The sequence below is a fragment of the uncultured Sutterella sp. genome (assembly GCF_937923675.1).
Classification (GTDB): domain Bacteria; phylum Pseudomonadota; class Gammaproteobacteria; order Burkholderiales; family Burkholderiaceae_F; genus Sutterella.
On sequence record NZ_CALDXB010000054.1, the window covers coordinates 1 to 20,510 of the forward strand.

General features: G+C 59.7%; 20 protein-coding genes. 9 read left to right on the forward strand and 11 right to left on the reverse strand.

Annotated features, from left to right (window positions below):
• Window positions 1-455, forward strand: a 455-nt coding sequence (locus Q0106_RS06470) for a PD-(D/E)XK nuclease domain-containing protein (protein WP_297610513.1), incomplete at its 5' end; no start/stop codon positions are given.
• Here the strand turns inward: Q0106_RS06470 and Q0106_RS06475 are convergent.
• The gene (locus Q0106_RS06475; protein ID WP_297610516.1) at window positions 452-1,771 is read right to left on the reverse strand and encodes an AAA family ATPase; all 1,320 of its coding nucleotides are present in this window, start codon (window positions 1,769-1,771) and stop codon (window positions 452-454) included. The two genes, Q0106_RS06470 and Q0106_RS06475, sit on opposite strands and share 4 nt — an antisense overlap.
• An 88-nt stretch (window positions 1,772-1,859) precedes the next feature.
• Window positions 1,860-3,200: an RluA family pseudouridine synthase gene (locus tag Q0106_RS06480; protein ID WP_297610519.1), complete on the reverse strand. Its 1,341-nt coding sequence runs from the start codon at window positions 3,198-3,200 to the stop codon at window positions 1,860-1,862.
• A 159-nt stretch (window positions 3,201-3,359) separates the two neighbouring features.
• Between Q0106_RS06480 and Q0106_RS06485 the strand changes: the two genes are divergently transcribed.
• The 3 genes from Q0106_RS06485 (at window position 3,360) to Q0106_RS06495 (ending at window position 6,620) form a co-directional block, all read left to right on the forward strand.
• The gene (locus tag Q0106_RS06485; RefSeq protein ID WP_297610522.1) at window positions 3,360-4,742 is read left to right on the forward strand and encodes an MATE family efflux transporter; all 1,383 of its coding nucleotides are present in this window, start codon (window positions 3,360-3,362) and stop codon (window positions 4,740-4,742) included.
• Between the two features lie 419 nt (window positions 4,743-5,161).
• Complete coding sequence (locus Q0106_RS06490; RefSeq protein ID WP_139687455.1) at window positions 5,162-5,437, forward strand: HU family DNA-binding protein; 276 nt, start codon at window positions 5,162-5,164, stop codon at window positions 5,435-5,437.
• Between the two features lie 217 nt (window positions 5,438-5,654).
• Window positions 5,655-6,620, forward strand: a complete 966-nt coding sequence (locus tag Q0106_RS06495) for an alpha/beta hydrolase (protein ID WP_297610526.1) — start codon at window positions 5,655-5,657, stop codon at window positions 6,618-6,620.
• A gap of 61 nt (window positions 6,621-6,681) precedes the next feature.
• Here Q0106_RS06495 and Q0106_RS06500 read toward each other — a convergent pair whose 3' ends face one another.
• The 9 genes from Q0106_RS06500 to Q0106_RS06540 all read right to left on the reverse strand — a co-directional run bounded on the left by Q0106_RS06500 (window position 6,682) and on the right by Q0106_RS06540 (window position 16,460).
• Window positions 6,682-7,089 carry a hypothetical protein gene (locus tag Q0106_RS06500; RefSeq protein WP_297610529.1) on the reverse strand — a complete coding sequence of 136 codons (408 nt, stop codon included), beginning with the start codon at window positions 7,087-7,089 and terminating at the stop codon, window positions 6,682-6,684.
• 232 nt (window positions 7,090-7,321) lie between these two features.
• On the reverse strand, window positions 7,322-9,703 hold the full coding sequence (gene feoB / locus Q0106_RS06505) for a Fe(2+) transporter permease subunit FeoB (RefSeq protein ID WP_297610534.1): 2,382 nt from the start codon (window positions 9,701-9,703) through the stop codon (window positions 7,322-7,324).
• 92 nt (window positions 9,704-9,795) lie between these two features.
• The gene (locus tag Q0106_RS06510; protein ID WP_152158939.1) at window positions 9,796-10,023 is read right to left on the reverse strand and encodes a FeoA family protein; all 228 of its coding nucleotides are present in this window, start codon (window positions 10,021-10,023) and stop codon (window positions 9,796-9,798) included.
• A gap of 18 nt (window positions 10,024-10,041) precedes the next feature.
• Window positions 10,042-10,278: a FeoA family protein gene (locus Q0106_RS06515; protein WP_297610537.1), complete on the reverse strand. Its 237-nt coding sequence runs from the start codon at window positions 10,276-10,278 to the stop codon at window positions 10,042-10,044.
• 483 nt (window positions 10,279-10,761) lie between these two features.
• On the reverse strand, window positions 10,762-11,145 hold the full coding sequence (locus Q0106_RS06520) for a hypothetical protein (protein ID WP_297610540.1): 384 nt from the start codon (window positions 11,143-11,145) through the stop codon (window positions 10,762-10,764).
• A 21-nt stretch (window positions 11,146-11,166) separates the two neighbouring features.
• Window positions 11,167-11,787: an HMA2 domain-containing protein gene (locus Q0106_RS06525; RefSeq protein ID WP_297610543.1), complete on the reverse strand. Its 621-nt coding sequence runs from the start codon at window positions 11,785-11,787 to the stop codon at window positions 11,167-11,169.
• Window positions 11,788-11,804: 17 nt separating this feature from the next.
• Window positions 11,805-14,300, reverse strand: coding sequence for a heavy metal translocating P-type ATPase (locus Q0106_RS06530; RefSeq protein ID WP_297610546.1), 2,496 nt, complete (start codon window positions 14,298-14,300; stop codon window positions 11,805-11,807).
• A gap of 403 nt (window positions 14,301-14,703) precedes the next feature.
• On the reverse strand, window positions 14,704-15,012 hold the full coding sequence (locus Q0106_RS06535) for a hypothetical protein (RefSeq protein ID WP_139687447.1): 309 nt from the start codon (window positions 15,010-15,012) through the stop codon (window positions 14,704-14,706).
• A 533-nt stretch (window positions 15,013-15,545) separates the two neighbouring features.
• Entirely contained in the window at window positions 15,546-16,460 is a 915-nt protein-coding gene (locus tag Q0106_RS06540; protein ID WP_297610550.1) for an AraC family transcriptional regulator, read from the reverse strand.
• A 177-nt stretch (window positions 16,461-16,637) separates the two neighbouring features.
• Here Q0106_RS06540 and Q0106_RS06545 point away from each other — a divergent pair, with 177 nt between their 5' ends.
• The 5 genes from Q0106_RS06545 to leuE all read left to right on the forward strand — a co-directional run bounded on the left by Q0106_RS06545 (window position 16,638) and on the right by leuE (window position 20,463).
• The gene (locus Q0106_RS06545; RefSeq protein WP_297610553.1) at window positions 16,638-17,231 is read left to right on the forward strand and encodes a flavodoxin; all 594 of its coding nucleotides are present in this window, start codon (window positions 16,638-16,640) and stop codon (window positions 17,229-17,231) included.
• A 51-nt stretch (window positions 17,232-17,282) separates the two neighbouring features.
• Window positions 17,283-18,230: a DUF362 domain-containing protein gene (locus Q0106_RS06550; RefSeq protein ID WP_297610556.1), complete on the forward strand. Its 948-nt coding sequence runs from the start codon at window positions 17,283-17,285 to the stop codon at window positions 18,228-18,230.
• Between the two features lie 37 nt (window positions 18,231-18,267).
• A complete protein-coding gene (locus Q0106_RS06555; protein ID WP_297610558.1) occupies window positions 18,268-18,927 on the forward strand; it encodes a flavodoxin family protein in 660 nt (219 codons plus the stop codon).
• The gene (locus Q0106_RS06560; RefSeq protein WP_297610560.1) at window positions 18,924-19,658 is read left to right on the forward strand and encodes a DUF4405 domain-containing protein; all 735 of its coding nucleotides are present in this window, start codon (window positions 18,924-18,926) and stop codon (window positions 19,656-19,658) included. The genes Q0106_RS06555 and Q0106_RS06560 overlap by 4 nt, the downstream gene beginning before the upstream one ends.
• A gap of 133 nt (window positions 19,659-19,791) precedes the next feature.
• The gene (leuE, locus tag Q0106_RS06565) at window positions 19,792-20,463 is read left to right on the forward strand and encodes a leucine efflux protein LeuE (protein WP_297610563.1); all 672 of its coding nucleotides are present in this window, start codon (window positions 19,792-19,794) and stop codon (window positions 20,461-20,463) included.
• Window positions 20,464-20,510: the final 47 nt, after the last annotated feature.

Consider the following 20,510-nt stretch of genomic DNA (forward strand, 5'->3'; position numbering starts at 1 on the left):
GAGAAATTCAGGAAATTCCCATTTTGAGTGCAGTCAGGCTGGGAAGTTCAGGGAAGGCCTTTGAGGAGTCGTCCGAAGACAAGGTACTGACCGGTTTGAACAACGTGGTGCAGCATCTTGACTATCAGGCCTTTCCCATTCGAGAGGAGAAGAACATCCAGGATCTCCTCAATATCTTCTTCCTTGGTGCCGGGATGGCGCCGATGACGGAAGTGCATTCACCGTTGGGACGGAACGACCTTCAGATTCGCGCGAGGACGAAAACGATTGTTTTTGAGTTCAAGTTTTGCCGAGGCGAAGATGCGCTCGCCCGCGGGCTGCTCGAAGATGCAAAGCGGCAGCTCGCGGAACGAAATGACGGTGAGCCTCCTCCCGATACGGATTTGCTCCGCATCGCGGCAGTCTTTTCGGAAAAGAAGCGCCGTTTTGTGGAAGTCGGCTTCGCAGTTCCTTAAGCGCGTTCAAGCCTTTTTAAGCGTGCCGCGACGCGGTTTTCAAAAGTTTCTCGAATCTCTTCATTCGGGATGCGAAGGCGATACGCCCGGTCGCCGAGATATTTTTCAGCAGTCAAATATCCGGTAAAGAGGAGGAGCGTCCAGAAATCATCGGACTGATGCAGAGCAAGGTCGGAATAGGTGAGCTGCTCGTTGATTTTGAGCTCGATGCTGCCGCCGTTGAGGAGCAACTGCATCCTGTCGGCATCGTTTTCCGTGAGAAAGCCAAGAAACTCATCAATGAGGTCATTGCTGCTCGTATTGATCCAAAAATTGTCGGGTTCAAGGCGCTTCGGATCATCACTCTCAAGCGAAGACTGGCAGAAGCTCAGCACGTCCCGGGGACAGTAAATGTCGCTCGATCCGAAACGATAGCCGCCGTACCAGCGCCGAACGTCCTCCTTTCGGGATTCCAGACCGCAGTTGCGAAGGAGCGCGTCCACCTCACCATCTGTGAATCCCATCGCAGCGGCTAAATTCACGTTGTCGGTGCAGACGGTATTGACGGAGAGGTTGTTCAAGCCGGTAAAGGTGCTTCCCCTGCCGACATGAAGGCACCCGGCGAGAATCGCTTTTGCAATCACCGGGAGGTTGTTGACCGGAGGCGTATGTTCGGGCTTGAGCACAGAGAGAAATTTCTGCATGAAGCCCTGCATCTCCTTGTAATAGCCGCCAGCTGCTGCCTTCGCCAGCGGGACGTCGCAATCGTCGATAAGGAGAATCGCGGGGCGGCCGAAATGCCTCGCGAGAAACGTCGTCATATCAGATGGGAAGCGGGCAGCCTTCATCCGGTTGTCAATGGTTTCCGCCTTATCGAGCTTGATGTACTCCTGGAGACGGCGCTTCTCAAAGGAACTGAGCCGGGGACTGTCGAGCAGAAAGCTGAAGGAGTTTGCCGCAACGGCAATCTGGTTCGCAATGCTGGCGAATGCGTATTGGAAGTTCTGTCCGAAGAGATCCTTGAACGACAGGGAAAGCACCGGGACCTTGCCCATGTATCGGTCGCAGAAGGCTTTGTCCTCCATAATCCCGAGCCCGTCGAAAAGCTCTTTCTGAAGTGAAGTATTGCCGGGACTGACGGCATCGATCGACAGAAAGGACCGGATCGTGCTTATAAAGAGCGATTTCCCGAATCCACGCGGACGCAGAATCACCTGAGCGAAATTGCCTGATTCAATGAGAGGCCGGATGCACGTGGTTTTGTCGACGTAGCAGCTGTGGCTGCGCCTCATCAAGGGGAAAGAGGAATTGCCGAGTGCGATGGATTTTTTCTGCACGACAGGTCCGTAGGCGTTAAAGAGTTGACGAGTTGGTTCGCTTGTTAGCGGGGAAAAAGAGGAGCTTTTTTGCGGCGAAAGGCCTTTCTCATGGAAAAGACTCCTCTTTGAGAAGACGGATTTCTCTTCCATCAGCGGGGCTCGGGAAGTGAATTTCCGCAGCGTGAAGCCTGAGCGGGTTTTCCGGCGTATCGGCGATCAGTCCTGCCCGACTGTAGTAAGGGTCGCCCAGGATCGGCGAGCCGAGTCCCAGGGGATGCGCGGCATGAAGCCTCAGCTGGTGCGTGCGTCCGGTGAGCGGATAGAAGTCGACGAGCGTTCGTCCGTTTGAAGCAGAAACCTTTGCCCAGCGCGTGCGCGAGGGTCTTCCGCCCGCAGCGGCAATCTGGCGCAGGCGGTCGAGCGGATGCGTCGTAATGGGGAAGTCAATGAGTCCGCCTTCGCCTGCCGGGATGCCTTCAAGGAGCGCACGGTAGCGCTTCTGAACGCGCCCCTCGCGAAAGGCTGCCATGAGGCTTCTGGTGCCTTCGGGGGTCTTGGCATAAAGAAGAATCCCGGAAGTGTCCATGTCGAGACGGTGTACGGCGGTGAGGTTCGCTCCCGTCATCCGGGAGGCAAGCGTCAGCGCATCGGGGAGCCCCCCGGTGCCGGGGACGGAGAGGAGTCCCGAAGGCTTCATGACGGCGATGAAGTCCTTTTCCTCGCGAAGGATTTCCGGCGCAAGCGAAAGCGTGAAGGGGTCTTCCGCACGCGGGTCGCTCGCGAAGGGAATGCCTTCGAGAAGCCATTCGGCGAGGGGCTTCACCGTGGTGCGCGGGGAGAGCACCATGCCGTCCCATTTGACGTCGTAGGAGGGCATGGCGCCGCGCCACCATTCAAGGGACCCCACGGGAGTGAGCGGCGCGCCCGATTTTTTGAGCTCTGCGGCGAAAAGGAGATTCGAAACAATCGGAGCGTCGAGCGCTTCCAAGAGCGCCCGGTTCCAGTGCTCGAAATTAAGGTTGAGCCCGGCTCCGCCCCCGCGGGCAATCTTTGCCGGGCGCTTCGCGCGCTCCTTCTCTGAAAAAGCGAGGAGCGTCATCGAACCGCCCGAAAGCTGCGTGAGAGTGATCCGGGAGGCTTCCCTTTGGAAGACCTCATCGCGCGTCATTCCGAGAATGTTCCGGGCTTCGGGGAGTCCCTCTATGCGTTCGCCTCCGGGTTCGTGAAAAGGTTCCTCCGCAATGGCGGCAGCGTATTCCCCCGTGACCTCATGCCTCAGAAGAAGGAGCCCGCGGCGGCCGCAGTCCTCCCTGAATTTACCCGAGGCTTCCGCAATTTCCCGGGCTCTGAGAAGGGACTCGCAGGGCGCGCCGTGCCAGGGTGAGGGAAAGCGCGCGGGAAGGTCTTCAGGATGAAATCCGGGGAGCGCAATCAGGCGGGAGGTCATGAGAGGATCAGGCAGGAATTGGAAACGATCGGCAGGAGAGGCAAGGCCCGGTATTCTAAAATAGCGGGCTCTCGCAGAGACCCAAGCAAAGAAGACCATAACGATACCGCCTGCGGCGCTTCTACCGAAAAGCGCCGGAAGGCAAGGAGCGAGCCGCCCATGACCGAGAACCGTCCGGAAGTCCACTTCAATTCAGAGAGCGCCTTGCGGCCCCGGTCGATTTTCCGGGGCGCCATGCCGCTCCTTGCCGGCCTCATGCTCGAGCAGCTGATCGGCTTCACGGACGTGCTCTTTCTCGGGCGCTACGGCGAAGCGGAACTTGCCGCAGCGGGCGTTGCGGGCATTCTGGTGCTCCTCTTCATGATGCTCGGCTGGGGCTACTGCGTGGGGGCGCAGTCCCTCATGTCGCGCGCCAACGGGGGAGGAGACAAGCGAAAGGTCGGAAGCGTCTTTCGGCAGAGCGCATTCTTTCTCTTTATCGCGGGTCTCGTGATTGCACTCGCCTCGCCCTGGATTTTCGATCTGACGCTTGCGAAAAGCATTCATTCGAAAGAGGTGGAGGAGGCTGCGCGCAGCTACGTCCTCTGGCGCGTTGCGGCGCTCCCGGTCGCCTTTCTCTGCCTTCTTTTCCGGGCGTTCTTCGTATCGATCCTGCGCCCCCGGGTCCTCACCGTCAGTTCGAGCGCCATGGTGCTCGCCAACTGCGGTCTGAACGCCGTCCTCATCTTCGGTCTCGGGCCGTTCCCGGAACTCGGCATCGCCGGTGCGGCGATCGCTTCGGCCGTGAGCGAAGTGGTCTGCCTCATCGTTTTCGGCGTTCGCCTCTTCATGGAAAAGCGTTGGGTGGAAGCGGTGCTCTGCGACTCCTGGCGTCCGCAGCGAGAGGTGCAGAAGGCGCTCTTTCAGCTCGGGCGCTGGCTCATGCTCCAGGAGGCCGTGGCTTTCGGCGTCTGGCTCTTCTTTTTCGTTTCCGTCGAAAATGTGGCGGGTGAACGCGGGCTTGCCATCACGAACGTCGTTCGGCAGCTCGGCGCCATTCTCTTTCTCTTCGTTCATGCCTTTGGTTCCACGGCCGGGTCCCTTGCCATGAATCTCGTGGGCGCAAGGAAGCCTGAGCTCATATCCCGGGCGTCCCGCACCGGGCTATGGGTGTGCGCCGCCGCCATGGCGCCTCTCGCGGTTTTCTATGCGGCAGCGCCCGATTGGGTGCTCGGGCTCATCACGAACTTCCCCGATTTGATTGAGGATGCGAAGAACACCTACTACGTCATGATCGTTTCCTACATCCTGACGGTCCCCTGCTACTACTTCTTCTTCATCATCGGTACGCTCGGCTTTGCGCGTGCGTCTTTTTGGGTCTCCATCACGTCGGCGCTCACCTATGCGGTGTACGTCGGCATCCTCTCCGGATACACGACGAGTCCCGCGGTGCTCTGGACCTCAGATTTCGTTTACGGCTTTGTGCTCGGCATCGGCACGTGGCTTGTCTGGAGGAGCCCGGAAGCAAGGCGGCTTCGCGAAGCCAGTGCGAATGCGCTGTAAACGTTGCGGAAATGCAAGCCTTCATGCCTGGCGCAAACGCAGGAGCGGGTGCCTCAAGGGACCGGCAGCATGCGGTCTTCAGGGGAAATGACCGGGTAAGATCTTTTGATAATGCAATGCATTAATCAAAGATCCATAAAAAATAAATATTTAAGCATTTTCGCGGAAGAACGCATTCAGAGGCCGGGTGCGCCCTCCAAAATGAATGCCGGACCGCAATCCCTGCAAATCAGGGGAACTGCGCCGGCAGCGGCCAAGTTTTTTTGCAAAAGAGGCCCAAAACTGCCGAAGTGTTGGCTATAGTAGTGCCCAAGCGCGCCGGAACCCGCATGGGGGCGCGGTTTTCACAACTAGAAGACATCATTTGGAAGCGATCGACAAATTGATCCGTCGACGCGACGTCTTCGCAAGGAGATACCATGAACAAGACCGAACTCACCGCTGCCATCGCTGAGAAGACCGAGCTTCCGAAGGCCAAGGTCGCCGATGTGCTGAATGCTTTCTTCGACACCGTTGCCGAACAGCTCGGCAAGGGCGAAGCTGTGCAGATCATCGGCTTCGGCAACTTCGAAGTTGCTGAATACGCCGCCCGCACGGGCCGCAATCCCCAGACCGGCGCCACGCTCACGATCCCGGCCGGCAAGCGCCCGAAGTTTACGGCCGGCTCTTCCCTCAAGAAGGCCGTCGCCAAGTAATTCCTCCTCAGGCTTCTTCGGCCTGAAAGGATTCGACTTTCTCTGAAATTTTCAGAGAAGTCCAGAAAAGCACGCTGGAGAAATTCGTCTCTCCGGCGTGTTTTTTTCGCGCTCAGCTTTCAGGAAGAAGGATCGGACAAAAAGCGGAGAGGAATCAATATAGGTTCCTGCCGGCTCAGGGGAGAGAATGACCGGAATGACTTTTCGAAGATCCGCCATGAAGAAGAGAACGTTCCTCCAATCCTTTGCCGCCATGCCGCTTGCTTTTCCGCTCATGAGTGCTGCCCGCAAAACCGCAGCGCCTGGGGATCCCTTTACCGCCGCCTCGCGCATTGCGGATGTCGCGGGAGATCCGGCCTTCAGGGGCTTCGGAAGACTTCTTTTCCCGCTCGACAACCGGTATTGGACGGGAACGACGCTTGGCGACATCTCGCTCGTCTGGTACAGCGAATTGAGGGCCGCCAATACGGTCGCGGTCTTCAATTTCCTCAAAAAGGAAGCCCAGAGCGGCATCCGGGTCTTTACGCCGCTCTATGCGGCCGATGAAGCGGAGAAGGCGGATGCCGGGCTCGTCTTCTTCAAGGGAAAGCCCGGGGCGCCTTTTGCTGTCATCTGCGCGGGCGGAGGATTTCAGTACGTGGGCGCTCTCCACGACAGCTTCCCGCATGCGCTTGCGCTCGCCCGCAAAGGCATCAACGCGTTCGCAGTCATCTATCGCCCGGATCCGTACAAGGCCTGCGAGGACCTCTCGCGCGCCCTTGCTCTGATCTTTGAGAACGCCGCGGAATTTGAAGCGTCGACCGGAAATTATTCGCTCTGGGGCGGTTCTGCGGGCGCGCGCATGGCGGCCTGGGTCGGGCGGTATGGAACGGAGCGCTTCGGAGAAAAGCCGCTTCCGCGGCCTGCCGCAGTCGTCATGGAGTACACGGGGCTGGATGATGCAGCGCCCGAAGATCCGCCGACTTTTGCGTGCGTGGGATCGGAAGACGCCATCGCTTCGCCATATGTCATGCGGCGGCGAATGGAGCGCCTGAAGGCTCTCGGGATCCCGACGGAATTTCATGAATACCCGGGGCTCCGCCACGGATTCGGCATCGGAACCGGAACGAGCGCGGATGGCTGGGTCGACAAGGCGGTCGATTTCTGGATAAAGGCGGCCGCTGCCCGGAAGCAGCGGCCGTGAGTCGAAGGAAGCCTGAGGAGATCAGATAAAGCCTCTTCTCAGGCCGGATCTCCGGCTGAGATTAACGGATGCCGCGCAGAATGTCGCTCGAGAGGTTCTGCAGCCACTTGTTGACGTTGCGGTGGACGCAGGTCTGCTTCGGGTTGTCCTTGCAGGGACCGGCGTCGAGGCCGCGGCTCGAGACGTATTCGACCGAATAGCCCTTCTTCGTGTATTCGACGTCGGCAATCATTTCAAAGTGTTCGGCCTTGGCCGTTCCCGGATAGGCAAGGCGCACGAGGCCGGGCTTCTCTTCAACGATGCGCCACTGACGCAGGTCGGCCGCACGGTTGATGGCGGCCTTCATGACGGCGGGAGACGCGGAAACGGCGACGGCGTTCGGGTTCTGCACGGGAGGAAGCGTGCCGACGCAGCCCGAGAGAAGAAGGACGGCGCCGGAAGCGCCGAGGAGAAGAGCTTTCTTCATCATGATTTTTCCCCTTGGGAATGGAGTTTGAAGGGCGTTCTGAGGTGGCTTGCGTAATGCGCTCCCGGGACGCACCGGTATTGAAATTGTATTGCGGTTCGGCGTTTGAGCGTTTGAGTCCGCAGCAATTCAGAGACCCGAAAAAAACGCTCCCGACAGAATCTGCCGGGAGCGTTCGATTTTTCTGAGGGAGGCGGTCAAGGAGCGCGAAGCATTTTGACCGTCTCTATCTCAATCAGCGGGCCGAGTGAATCGGGATCACCTTCGGGGCGTTCTCCGAATCCTTCTTGGCGAAGGACTTCATCCAGAGCCACATGGCGTAGATGATGGCGAGAGAAACCACGATGCAGATCGCGCTGTAGGCCGGGGCTTCGCCGAAGTTGACGACGCGGTAGAAGATCGTCGCGGCGGTGTAGCCGAGGACGCAGCACCAGGTGCCCGAGAAGATCGTCCAGGCAGTGCCGACTTCACGCCAGACCGCAGCAATGGCCGCGCAGCAGGGCATGTAGAGGAGCACCATCAGGAGGTAGGCAAAGGCGCCGGAGGAAGAACCGAAGAAGGTCTTGATCGTGTCGATCGTGCCGGTCGAAACTTCCTGCTCTTCAGCAGCAGCGGCTTCGTCGGAGAGGTCGCCCACGCTGATGCCCATCGGGTCGGCAAAGGCGGAGCCGAGATCCTTGAGGTTGTCCCACGTGGTCGAGAGCGCTTCGTCGAGGGTGGCCGAGAAGGACCAGCCTTCTTCTTCCTCAGGAGCGGCTTCTTCAGCAGGAGCGCCTTCAGCAGCAGCCTTTTCGGAAGCAGCTTCAGCAGCCTTCTGAGCGGCGATGCCGTCATAGAGGGAGTTCAGAGTGCCGACCACGGCTTCCTTAGCGAAGATGCCCGTGAAGATGCCCACAGCGGCAGGCCAGTTCTGTTCCTGAATGCCCATCGGCTGGAAGATCGGAACGATCGTGCGGCCGATCGACGAGAGGACGGAGTTTTCGCTGTCTTCATTGCCGAAGGAGCCGTCCTTGCCGAGGGAGTTGAGGAAGGCGAGGCAGGCGACGATGACCACAATCACCTTGCCGGCGCGGAAGAGGAAGGTCTTCACGCGGTCCCACGTACGGAGCATCACGCCCTTGAAGGTCGGGATGTGGTAGGGCGGAATTTCCATGACGAAGGCGGAAGCCGCACCAGGAAGGGCGGCGCGCTTGAGCATAAAGCCCGTCAGAATTGCCGCGCAGATGCCGATGATGTAGAGGAGGAACACGAGGTTCTGGCCGTTGGTGGGCCAGAAGGCCGTCGCGAAGAGGACGTACACCGGGAGGCGGGCGCCGCAGGACATGAACGGAGCCATCAGAACCGTGATGATGCGGTCGGAGGCGCGGTCCATCGTGCGGGTGGCCATGATGGAGGGCACGTTGCAGCCGAAGCCGACGATGAGCGGCACGAAGGCCTTGCCGGGAAGGCCGAGGGCGCGCATCAGGCGGTCCATGACGAAGGCTGCGCGGGCCATGTAGCCGGAGTCTTCAAGGACGGCGAGGAAGAGGAAGAGGAAGAAGACGGGCGGGATGAAGGTCGAGACCGTCTGGAGGCCGCCGCCGATGCCGTTGGCAAGGAAGACGGTGAGCCATTCGGGGCAGCCGATGCTCGAGAGGAGCTCGGTGAAGCCGTCAACCATGACGCCGCCCACGAGAATGTCGAAGAAGTCGATGAAGCAGCCGCCCAGGTTCTGCGTGAAGAGGAACATCACGTACATGATGACGAGGAAGATCGGGAGGCCGAGCCAGCGGTTGAGCACAACCGCGTCGATCTTATCCGTCATCGTGGCGCTCGCCTCGCCCTTGCGCACGACCGCCTTTTCGGCAATCGCGGAAACGAAGGTGTAGCGCGCATTGGCAATCGCGATGTCGAGGTCGCCGTCATACTTGGCGTCGAGGTCGGCAACAACCTTCTCAACCTTCGAGAGGTCGATCTTCGGGAGCTTTTCAGCGAGGCCCGGAGCCTTTTCCATGAACTGGCTCGCGAACCAGGGAGCGCGTTCAACGCCCTCGGCCTTGAGGTCGGCGGCAACCTGAGCGATGCCGTCCGAAATGGCCTTGTCGAATTCGACGGCCATCGGCGGAACCACGGGGTTGGCGAGGAAGCTGATGAGCGTGTCCTTCACGTCGTTCAAGCCCGTTTCGCGCGAGGCGACGATGCCCACCACCGGGCAGCCGAGAGCCTTCTGGAGCTCTTCGAGGCGGATTTCCATGTGGTGCTGCTTGGCGATGTCGAGCATGTTCACGACGACGATCATCGGAACACGCATTTCGATGAGCTGAGCCGTGAGGTAGAGGTTGCGCTCGAGGTTCGAGGCGTCGACGATGTTGATGACGGCTTCGGCTTCACCCGAGAGGATGTAGTCGCGCGCGACGCGTTCGTCTTCGCCCGACGAGGCCGCCGGGGTGATGGAGTAGATGCCCGGAAGGTCGACGAGCTCGATCTTGGCATCCTTGTATTCGAAATTGCCGGTCTTCTTATCGACCGTCACGCCGGGCCAGTTGCCCACGCGCTGGCGGGAACCCGTCAGGGCGTTGAAGAATGTGGTCTTGCCGCAATTCGGATTGCCGACCACGCATACGATGTGCTGACTCATTTCAGATTCCAGTCTGGATTTGAATGCGTTCTTTTTCTGATGGAGAGACGGACAGCTGAGGGTTCCGCTGCCGATATCTGAATCAAAATCGATTAAATCTTCTCGACTTCCATCAGAGTGGCTTCATCGCGGCGAACGCTGATGAAGCTGCCGCGGACTCGAATTTCAATCGGGTCGCCGAGGGGAGCGATGCGGACGACATCAAAGGTCGTGCCGGGGGTGGCTCCGAGCATGACGAGACGACGGCGGTATTCAGGATGTTCCTTGCCGAAGCCGACGATTTTGCCCTTGGAACCAACAGGAAGTTCCTTGAGATACATGGTGTCCTCGATTCTTACTTAGTAAACGTAGATTTTCTGGGCCACTGCGTAATTGACGGCAATGCGCCCGTCTCCGACTGCAACGAGCAGGGGTTCGTCGCGGGAAACCTGCAGCACCCGAACAACACTGCCAAGGCGCATGCCAAGGTCAGCGAGATGCGCGATTTCCGCATCGTCGAGCTTCATGCGCGCAACGGTAAAGGGAGTCTTCAGCTCCACATCGGCGAGTTTCCGGATTTGTTTGGGCTCCGTCATTTACGTAGGGTCCTCCTTCTATTGATTAGACATCGGCATACTACTGAGAATCTTTCGCGTTTTCAAATTCAGATACATTTTTACTGCCGGGAGCCCGCCTTTCGCGCTGCGGATAGGTTATGCAGCGTCTCTGCGGAAACGATGCTTAATCAGGCATAACGCATTGAATTTAAATGAGAATCGTTTGTTTCATCAGTTCAGTCGGTGGCGCTGCCGGAGGCGGGGAAAAAGCGTGTTTACCCGCTTAAGGTTTGTAAGTTTCCGGAAATATTTGCCCGATATCAAAATGGAGGTATTGCTCTGATTGCGACCTTAAGCGGAAAGAGGAGCTTTTTGCTCAAAAAACAATCTGAATGCCGGGCAGACGGCCATATTGAGCCGCTGGCGTCGAAAGATAAAGGGCGCGGCTGAGAACCGGCGGGAATGCGTCGTCGTCGAACGGCAACGCCGGCGCTAAGGGACGGGCGAAGGAGAGACTGCCCGTCAGCGGCCGGAGTTCCTGTTTTCTGCCGGATGTTCGGCAGGAACACCGGAATTGGCCGGGGCATCAGCTTCGGGTGCAGCCCGATTGGCCTGCGGCTCCTCTTCGGAAGCGGCTGCGCGGGAATGGATGAAGGATTGGACGAGATTCCCGGCGTTGTCGACGATTGCCTGCATGGCGGCAATCCAGGCATCAATGCGCTCGATAAGAAGCGAAAAGGTCTTTCGCGCGTTTTCGGGCGCAGCAAGATAAAGGCCCGCGGCGGCAAGGAGCGCCGCCGCGGCGATTCCAATGAGAAGCGCTCCGGCAAAGAAAAGGAGGGAAATCGCCGCCGCCGAAAGAAGGAGCGCGGCAAGTCCCTGCGTGATCCTGAGCCAGAGCTTCATGTGAAATCCTTTATTTCTTCCTTAAAGCACGCGGCGGTGCTGATAGAGATGGACGCCGAGGAAGAGAGTGTAAAGGACGCCGAGCCCGACATGAAGCGGGGTGCTCTTCACGAAGAGCGAGGCAAGCGATGCGCCGTATGCAGCGAGCATCAGGCGGTTCTGCGTCACGCGCTTCGTTCTGCCGCCCTTCTGCTGGTCGGGAGCAATGAGGGGGCTCACGGCGAGAAGCGCCCGGCCGGCGACGTCTTCAGCAGCGGCGAGCGCCGAGCCGGCCGCCTTCCTGGCCGATTCCTTGAGGCACTTTTTCTGCGGCGCCTGGCTATCGGCTGCGGGCGCTTCAGTGTTTTCCGTCTGAGGAGCAGCCTCCTCGCAGGAAACTTTCGCCTGAGCGTCGGACGCGTCTTCCGGGAGGAAGAAGGCCGCCGCCTGAAGCAGCGCCTCGGCATTCGTCTGCGATTCGTCCCAGGTGACGAGGAGCGAGCCCACGCGCGGGTTGATCGAGACGGAGGTAATGCCGTCGAAGCCTTCGACCATGTCGGCGATCACCTTGGCTTCATCGGCGGAAAGGCCTTTGAGCGACGCGTGGCGGATGCGCGCGCGCCCGTGAGTGACGGAACGCACGAAAGTACGGGGGTCAAGCATTTTTCTTATCCTTTCGTTTATTTCGCTGGGGCAGTGAAGGGAAGGTCGATCGGACGCTCGCTTTCAGGCGCATTGTTCGAGATCTTCGTGAGGGTGCCCCTCATGTTGGCTTCGATTTCCTTCACGGTTTCCGTGAAGCTTCTCGTCGTGCCGAGGGTCGGGCGCATGGCATTGAGGCAGACGCCGATCGTGGTGGCGTTGTGCAGGAGCGCGCCCACGGCAGGCATCAGGACGCCCATGAGGCCGCCCGCGAGGAAGCCCGTGTTGAGGCTCACCGAGACGGCGAAGTTCTGGCGGATGCGGCCCATGGTCGCGCAGCCGAGATCAATCGCGGTCGGGAGGTCGAGGAGGCTGTTGCGGGTGAGAACGACGTCGGCCACTTCCTGCGCAATGTCGGTGCCGTCGCGAAGCGTGGCGCCCACGTGCGCGGCGGAGAGCGCCGGCGAATCGTTGATGCCGTCGCCCACCATCAGCACGCGGCAGCCCTCGGCCTTGAGGTCGAGCACATGACGGGCCTTGTCCTGCGGAAGGACCTGAGCGCGGTAGCCGTCAAGACCAAGCTTCGCAGCGACGTGCGCGGCCGTGCGGTTGTCGTCGCCCGTGAGCATGAGGATGCGGCGGATGCCGCGCTCGCGAAGCGCCTTGATGGCCTCGACCGCTTCGGGACGAACCGGATCCTCGATGCCGAGGACGCCCGCAAGGCGGCCGCCGACGGCGAGGTAGAGAATCGATTTGCCTTCCGCAGCCAGACGGTCGACGACTTCCTGAGCGGGATGGAGATCCACCTTCTCATCGTCGCCCACGAAGTGGCGGCTGCCGAGAACGCACTTTCTGCCGCCCACCGACGAGCAGATGCCGTGCGCGACGATGTAGCGCACTTCAGTGTCGTGCTCCTCGTCGTTGTGGGAGATGCCCTTTTCCTGGGCCTGACGCACGATGGCGCGCGAGACCGGATGCGGGAAATGCTCTTCAAGGCAGGCGGCAAGGCGCAGCAGCTCCTCTTCGTCGATTTCGTCGTGAATCGGCACGACGTCGGAGAGAACAGGAGAGGCCTGCGTGAGGGTGCCCGTCTTGTCGAAGACCACCGTGTCGACTTCGGAGAGGGCTTCAAGGTAGCGGCCGCCCTTCACGAGGACGCCCTTTTCGGTGCCGTTCTTCATGGCGGTGAGAATGGCCAGCGGCGTCGCGAGCCTCAGCGCGCACGAATAGTCGACCATGAGGACCGAGGCCGTGCGGGTGAGGTTTCTCGTGAAGAGGAAGACGAGGCCCGCGAGAAGGAAGTTGTAGGGGACGATGGCGTCGGCAAGACGTTCGGCCTTCCCCTGAATCCCAGCCTTTGCGGCCTCGCTGTTCTGAATGAAGTTGACGATCTGCGAGAGCCTCGAGGCGTCGCCCAGAGCCGTCGGACGGATGTCGATTTCTCCGTCTTCAACCACGGTGCCGGCAAAGACGCTCCCGCCCGCCTCGCGGTGAACCGGGAGGGGTTCCCCCGTCATGGTCGCCTGGTTGACGGAGGCGTCGCCCGCAGTCACCACGCCGTCGACAGGAATGACGGAACCGGCGCGGACGACGACGAGGTCTTCCTTCGTAAGGGTATTGAGCTGCTTCTGGGAGAGCTTCCCGTCGGCGCCGCGCACCCAGACCTGATCGACCTTGATGGCGAGCTGGTCGGCAAGCGACGCGAGGGACTTCTTTCTCGTATAGCGCTCAAGCATGTCGCCGAGGCCCAGGAGCAGCGTGAGGAGCCCCACCGTTCCGAAGTCGAGCCTCAGGAGCGAGACAAGAATCGCGGAGGCGTCGAGCACCGAGACGTTGAGCTTGCCCTTAAAGGCATTCTTCACGCCTTCAATGAGGTACGGGATCGAATCGAGAACGGCGTTCCCGATATTGAGCACCATCGGGAGGAAGGGCCTCAGGAAGATGTAGCGGGCGAGACCCGAGAAGTCGAGCTCGGCATCCTCTTCCTTAAGCACGGGAGCTTCGCCCTCGTTGCGCTCAAGCGCCGCCTTTCCGAGCGCGGGTCCCACGCGCGACGCCTGAACGGCAGTGCGCGAGAGGCAGAAGAGCGCCGGGAAGATGCGCGCGAGCGCATCGCGGACTTTCGAAAATACGCGGAGCACCGGCATGTTGGTGAAGCCCCGCTCGATCGCAAAGAAAGTCTGGCCGACGAGACCCTGGGGGCGCGAGCCCTCAGGGAACATTTCGCCCGAAACGAGCCGGGGCGCGGATTCGCGTGCTTCCCGACGGTCTTCGGCGACGACGAGCGTGCGGCCCGGACGGCGGATCGGGGGATTCGCTGCAAGGCTCGCGAAATAAGCGGCGGTGCGCGTCTTCGCGGCGACGTCCTCGACGGTGAGCGTGACGCTTCCCGTAAGGGGGTTCACTTCAAGACCCGTGACGCCGGGAACCTTCGCAAGCTCTTCGGCGATGATGACGCCGCTCGCGTGCGAAAGGGTGCTTCTGGTCTTCCAGCGTTCACGGTTGCCGACCGCGTGCTTCAGATAGAACTGCATTTGTTGTTTGCCTCTGAAAAGCCTTTAAGCAGGCCGCCCGTTCCCCTCCGGGGGATCAGGCGCGCAGGCTTTGCGAAAAAATATGGGCCCCATGTGAAGCGCCTTCCGGAAAGGAGCGGGGACTCCGGCTTCCGGGGAAGGTTCTTCAATGAATGTAGAAAAGCATTCTGCCTCTATCGAAGGCAAATGAGCATTATTTCGATTGAGAAAAAGCAATGCCCCGCTTGTCCGTATACCGGCCATGCGAGGCATTGCGGCTCATGATCGCTCATCCGGGAGAGCTTCTGACGGCGGAACCGCCGCTCTTTAGCAGCGGTTCTTCAGGTTCGCGGATGAACGAAGGCGCTTCGAAGGCATTTCAGCTTCTCTTCTTTAAGAGCCTCAGCAATCGAGTGCGCGAGGATTAGTTCGCGGGCTTCACGGCCGGGCAGGCTTCAGCAGCGACCGGGCAGGAGGCTTCTTCTTCAGCCTTTTCCTTGGCTTCGCGCTTTTCCTGGGACTTGACCTGGGCTTCAGCGACGACGTCGGCGAGGTCTTCCTTCACGCCTTCAACAGCGGCGAGCGCCTTGTCGCGAAGATCAATGCCGCTCGAGATGAGATCGGTGGCAAGGGGCTTCACGGAAAGCTTGCCGCGCGAGATGGCCATGGCGCCGAGAGCGCCGACAGCGAGACCACCGAGGAAGAAAAGGCCGTACTTGTAGTTCTGGTTCATTTTTTACCGCTCCACGAAAGATTTAATCAAATGTCGTAGTAAGGATTCATCAAATTTCGTCGGATTGCGGGGTCGTGAGCGTAGGGAAGTTCGATGGCTGGGGAAGCTTTAAAAGCCTCCGGACTGACTGGATCCCGGGGAAATGGATTCAGCCCGGAAAACCTTCTTCCGAAAGCCTTCCGCATCGGTTCCCGGCTGGACTGCTCTTGGCGGCAGCCTTCCGACATGCCCTCATATTACCCCTACTTTTTAAAGGCGCAAGCGCGGAAAAATCTGCACTAAGAACGATTCGCAATCAGAAAATGCCCTTACGTCAAAACCCGTACCAATAAATGCGAATTACTCCGATTCAAGGCGGTAATAAAAATGAAACCTTATTGAAATAAAAGAGAAATCATGAGTAATTTAAATCGAGAGGAAAATGAGAATAATTTTTGTTCGTTAAAGAACGATAAATGAAACAATATGTAAAAATTGTCCTGAATTCTTCTGCGGCAGAGAGAATTCCTGCAATTCCTTCAGGGTTGCCTGATTCAGGCGGACATTTGAAGCGTTTCGCCGCCGGCAATCCGACGGCGCTTTTCGGCTGCGTCGCGATGAGGCGAAACGCCGAATTCCCGGGAATACTCGCGGGCAAACTGCGAGGGACTCTTGTAGCCCACGGCAAAGGCGGCTTCCGAAACGCGGCGGCCCTCGGAAATCATCATTTCCTGCGCGCGGAATAGCCTCAGGCGCTTCTGAAACTGAATGGGCGATAAGCCGGTGGTTTCCTTGAAGCGCCGGTGAAAGACCGAGAGCGACATGCCGATGCGGCGGGACTCCTCCTCAAGGTCGAAGTCCTTGCCGCAGTTGGTCTCAAGGTCCTCAATAAGCCTCAGGATGCGGTTTGACGCCGTATTGGATTCGCAGAGGGGGCGGAGCATCTCGCCCTCGGGGCTTGCCGCAATCAGGAAATGAAGTTCCTCGACGGCAAGAGGCCCCAGAAACCGTGCGCGGACGGGATCCCCTGAAGCGCGGATAAGCCGCAGCACGGCATTTTCCATATCGTCCGTCATGCGGCCGGAGAGGAGTGCGGGCGCGGCCGCCGTCACCCTGGAAGCAGGGAGCGCGGCAAAAAATCGTGCGAGGAGCGCCATGTCGAGCTCCATCGCGACGGAAAGAAAAGGACGGTCGCTCGAGGGCGTCGTCACGGTGCAGTGACCGGGGAATGTCCCGCAGCAGACGAGAAATTCGCCCTCCCGGTAAATCCGGGTGATGCCGCCCGCGACCGTGAGCTTTTCTCCCTGAAGAAGAAAGCTCGCCATCGGGCGCGTGATGTAGCTGCCTTCGGCATTTGCCGCTTCTCTTCGATAGAACGTGACGCCGGGAACGGCGGCCGGGACAACGCTCGGCTCCGGGAGCATGCGCGCGAGTTCACGGGCGGCGGCCTGAAGGGTGTTTGACGTCATGGTTTTGACCGAAAAAGGTTAGTTCTTGAGAGAAAAGTGTCATTAATGATAGAGGTCATGACACTAATATGCAAAAGAGGCGCGGGATGTGCGTGCTGCCCGGCCGGAAGCAAGCGGCCTTGATTGTTGCGGCGCACAGAAGTCACGTGCCTTGAATCCAAAAGAGTGAGGTCTTTTATGAGTCAGTTGAACAGCTATTCCCGCCGCAGCGCGCTGTCGCTCGCGGCCGGCGCATTCCTTTCCGCGAGCGGCGCGCTGCTCCCGACCCGCGGGAGCTTCGCCGCCCAACCGCCCCGTGCAGCTGTGGTGTATTTCTCCCGTACGGGAACCACGGCGGCGCTCGCGCGCATGGCGGCGGAAGCTTCCGGTGCAGAGGTTTTTGAACTCAAGCTCGTCGAACCCTATTCGGACGACTACAGCGCCATGACGGGGATCGCGCGGAGCGAGCGGTCGAGGAATGCCAGACGCGAGCTCGTGAAGCCCCTTCCGGACCTCTCGGGCTTTGATCTCATCTTCCTCGGGTCTCCCTACTGGTGGGGCGGACTTTCGATCCCGGTGCGCACCTTCCTTATGGAGAACCCCCTCGCCGGAAAGCGCGTCGCGCCCTTCGTCGTGTCGGCGAGCTCCTCGCCCGAGGGCGCTTGGGAGGATCTGCGCGAATTCTGTCCGCAGGCAAGGATTCTTCCCGGGTTTCATACCGTGCAGTCGGCCGCATCGGGCGCGCGCGGCAACATCAATGCATGGGTGAAGTCGTCGCTCGAAGCGCGCTAGTGGGGTCCCTGCAGATGAATCCCGGGAAGAACTGAAGAAGAAGGAAAAATCATGACGCACGAAGGAATGTTTAAAAGGGACTTTGCCATCTCCCGCCGCAGGCTTGGTCAGGCGGGTGCGGCGATGGGGCTCCTTGCGGCCGCGGGCCGCGCAGCGGCGGCGGACGAAACGCCCGAAGTTTTTTATTCGCCTGCGGTTTCCGCTGAGGCGCTCCTCCGGATCTACGACCGGCTCTCGGGCGGGCTCTCCGGCAAAATCGGAATCAAGATTCATGGCGGCGAAGCCCGCGTGAATCTGCCGCTTTTCAGAGCGCTCCAGGCCCATATTCCGGGAAGCGCTTTTATTGAAACCAACTGGGCGAGCGATTTCGGCGGCGCCCGGCGCTATACCGAATCGCACATTGCGGAAATCAAAAGCCAGGGCGTTGACTTTGCGCCCGTTGACGTCCTCGATCGCGACGACAAATACGAAAAGATTCCCGTGACGGGCGGAAAGGAATTGAAGGAGGTCGAGGTCCCGAGCGCGCTCCTTCATGACTACGGCGGCACGGTCGTGCTCACGAACTTCAAGATCCCGAGCTTCGCGGGCTATACGGGCGCGATTAAGAACATCGGCATCGGCCTTGTTTCGCCCGACGCCAAGTCGATCGTGCACGGTCCCGGCTACGAGCGCTCGGAAGGCTTCTACACGAGGCTTGCCGACGCTGCCAAGGGTGTGAAGGACCGTCTCGGCGACCGTCTCATTTCGATCAGCATTATCACGAGCATGCACGCAGACCGCTTCGGCGGCGCAACGCCCCGGTCGGGAGATCTCGGAATTCTGGGTTCGCTCGATCCGACGGCAGTCGACCAGGCGGCCTGCGACCTCGTCTGGGGGTTGAAGCCCGATGAGGCGAGAAAACTCTCGCTTCGCGAAAAGATCGATTCAGGATACCTTCAGCTCGAGTGCCTGGAAGGAATCGGCTCCGGTAGCCGCGCCTACCGGCTTGCCCGCATCTGATATTCGACATTGAAAATGCCCTTTAAGGAGACCCCAAATGTCTGATGTCATTCATTTTTCGCGCAGATATGCGCTTCGAACCGGTGCGGCTGCCGCCGCGGCAGCAGGTCTTATGGGTGCGGGATCCCTTCCGGCACTCGCCGCTCCCGGCGGAAAGAAGGTAACCGTCATTACGGGAAGCCCCCACCGTCGCGGCACGTCCTTTCTGCTTGCCGACGAATTCATTCGCGGCGTGAGGGAGCAGGGAGCCGAGGTCTTCCGCTTCGATTCCGCCTTCCGGCGCGTCACGGCCTGCAGCGGCTGCGATCGATGCGGGCTCGGCGCTTCGCCCTGCGTCTACCGCGACGACATGTTCGAGCTCAACCCGCACCTTCTTGAAAGCGACCTCGTCGTTTTCTGCACGCCGCTCTATTACTTCGGCTTCTCGGCGCAGCTGAAGCTCGTGATCGACCGCTTCTACGCGATCAACACGCAGTTTCACCACGGCCGCCGAGCCGTGCTCCTTGCCACTGCCTGGAATACGCAGGACTGGACTTTCGATGCGCTCGTGAGCCACTACAAAACGCTCTGCCGCTACATGGACTGGGAGGACGCCGGGATGGTTCTCGGCTACGGCTGCGGCACGCGCTCTTCGATCGAAGCGTCGGAATACCCGAAGGAAGCCTATGAACTCGGGCAGAAGGTGAGGATCTCATGATGAAGCAATTCCTGCCGGAGGATCCCGGGCGGTTGTGGCAGCTGAGGATCCGCTTCGACCGCTTCCTTTTCCTGATGCTCTGCGCCATCATGATGGACCGCTATACGCTCAATCCCGTTCACGAGGTTCTGGGCGTCGCCGCAATCCTGGCGTTTGGTCTCCATACGTGGGTGAACAGGAACTGGTACTCAGGGATTCTCCGGCAGGTGCTCGGGAAATCGAAGGTCCGCAGGAAAAAGCCCGGTATCGCCCGTTGGTGCGTGATTTTCCTCAACCTTCTCCTCACGCTTCTTTTCATCGCCTCGATCGTGAGCGGCATCATGGCGTCGCAGTCGCTCTTTGCCTGGGCGACGCCCGACGAGTGGAGGATGGACCTCGACTACCGCACGGCCCATGTCGCGCTCTCTGTCTGGGCGTGGTTCTTAGCCGCCATTCATCTGGGACTCAACTGGGAAGCCGTTTTCCCGGGGATCGCGGGAAAGCGCGGCCTCAAGCTCGCAATGGGCGCGCTCGGGGTTCTTGCAATTCTCTTCACGCCCCTCGCATTCATGAGGCGCGAGGTCGATCTGCTCCTCGAATTCCAGAGCGCATACATTCCGGTTGAGCTCGACGAAATGCCGGGGCTGATGCCGCTTGACTGCCTGCTCCTCTTCGCGGGCACGGCAGCCTCAGCCGCTTTCCTGAGATCGGGCTTCGGGTTTTTGAAAGAGGCGCTCAAAGGCCGGCCGTGACGGGCCGCAGGCCAACTCCTTCGACCGCCGGAGTTCCTCTCCGGCTTCGGGTTTGCGTGATGCGGAGGTGCGCAATTTGATACAATTCTCGCCCGCATTTTTCCCTGAATATCCGGTCAGTCGAGGAGTAGCCATGCTCGAACAGTTCGGCATTCTGAATCCCTGGATCTATACGCTCGGTGCGCTCATGATTGTTCTCGCGCCCGGTCCCAATATGCTTTACGTCCTCAAGACCAGCATTCTTGAGGGTCGGCGCGCCGCGTCGGCGTCGATTGCCGCCGTCATGATCGGTGATTCGGTTCTGATCTTTCTCGCCTACATCGGCATTGCTGCGGCCATCAAGGCGCACCCGATGATCTTCGCCTGGGTGAAGGTTGGGGGCGGCCTCTATCTTGCCTGGCTCGGCGGTAAGGTGATCTGGAATACTTTCTTTGTGAAGAAGAAGGGAGAAGGGAAGCCCGCGCAGATCGATGCGGTCGGAAAAGCAACCCCAAAAAAGGGCGCGGTGATGAAGTCCTTCCGCACGGCGCTTGCGCTTTCCCTTACGAACCCGAAGTCGATTCTCTTCTACGTTTCGTTCTTCGTTCAGTTCATTGACGAATCCTACGCGCACACCGGAATTTCATATCTCATTCTGGCGCTCATTCTGCAGGCGATCAGCTTTACGTGGTTTTCGCTTCTGGTGACGGTGGGCGCGGACTGCCTCAGGCTCCTCGCGAGGAACCCCGGCGTCGCGAAGCTCGGCAATACGGCTCTCGGAAGCCTCTTCCTGATGTTTGCCGGAAAGCTCATGCTCGATGCCTGATCACCGGGAGTCCGAAGTCTTCAGCGGGTGATGCCGGGACGTAGTGA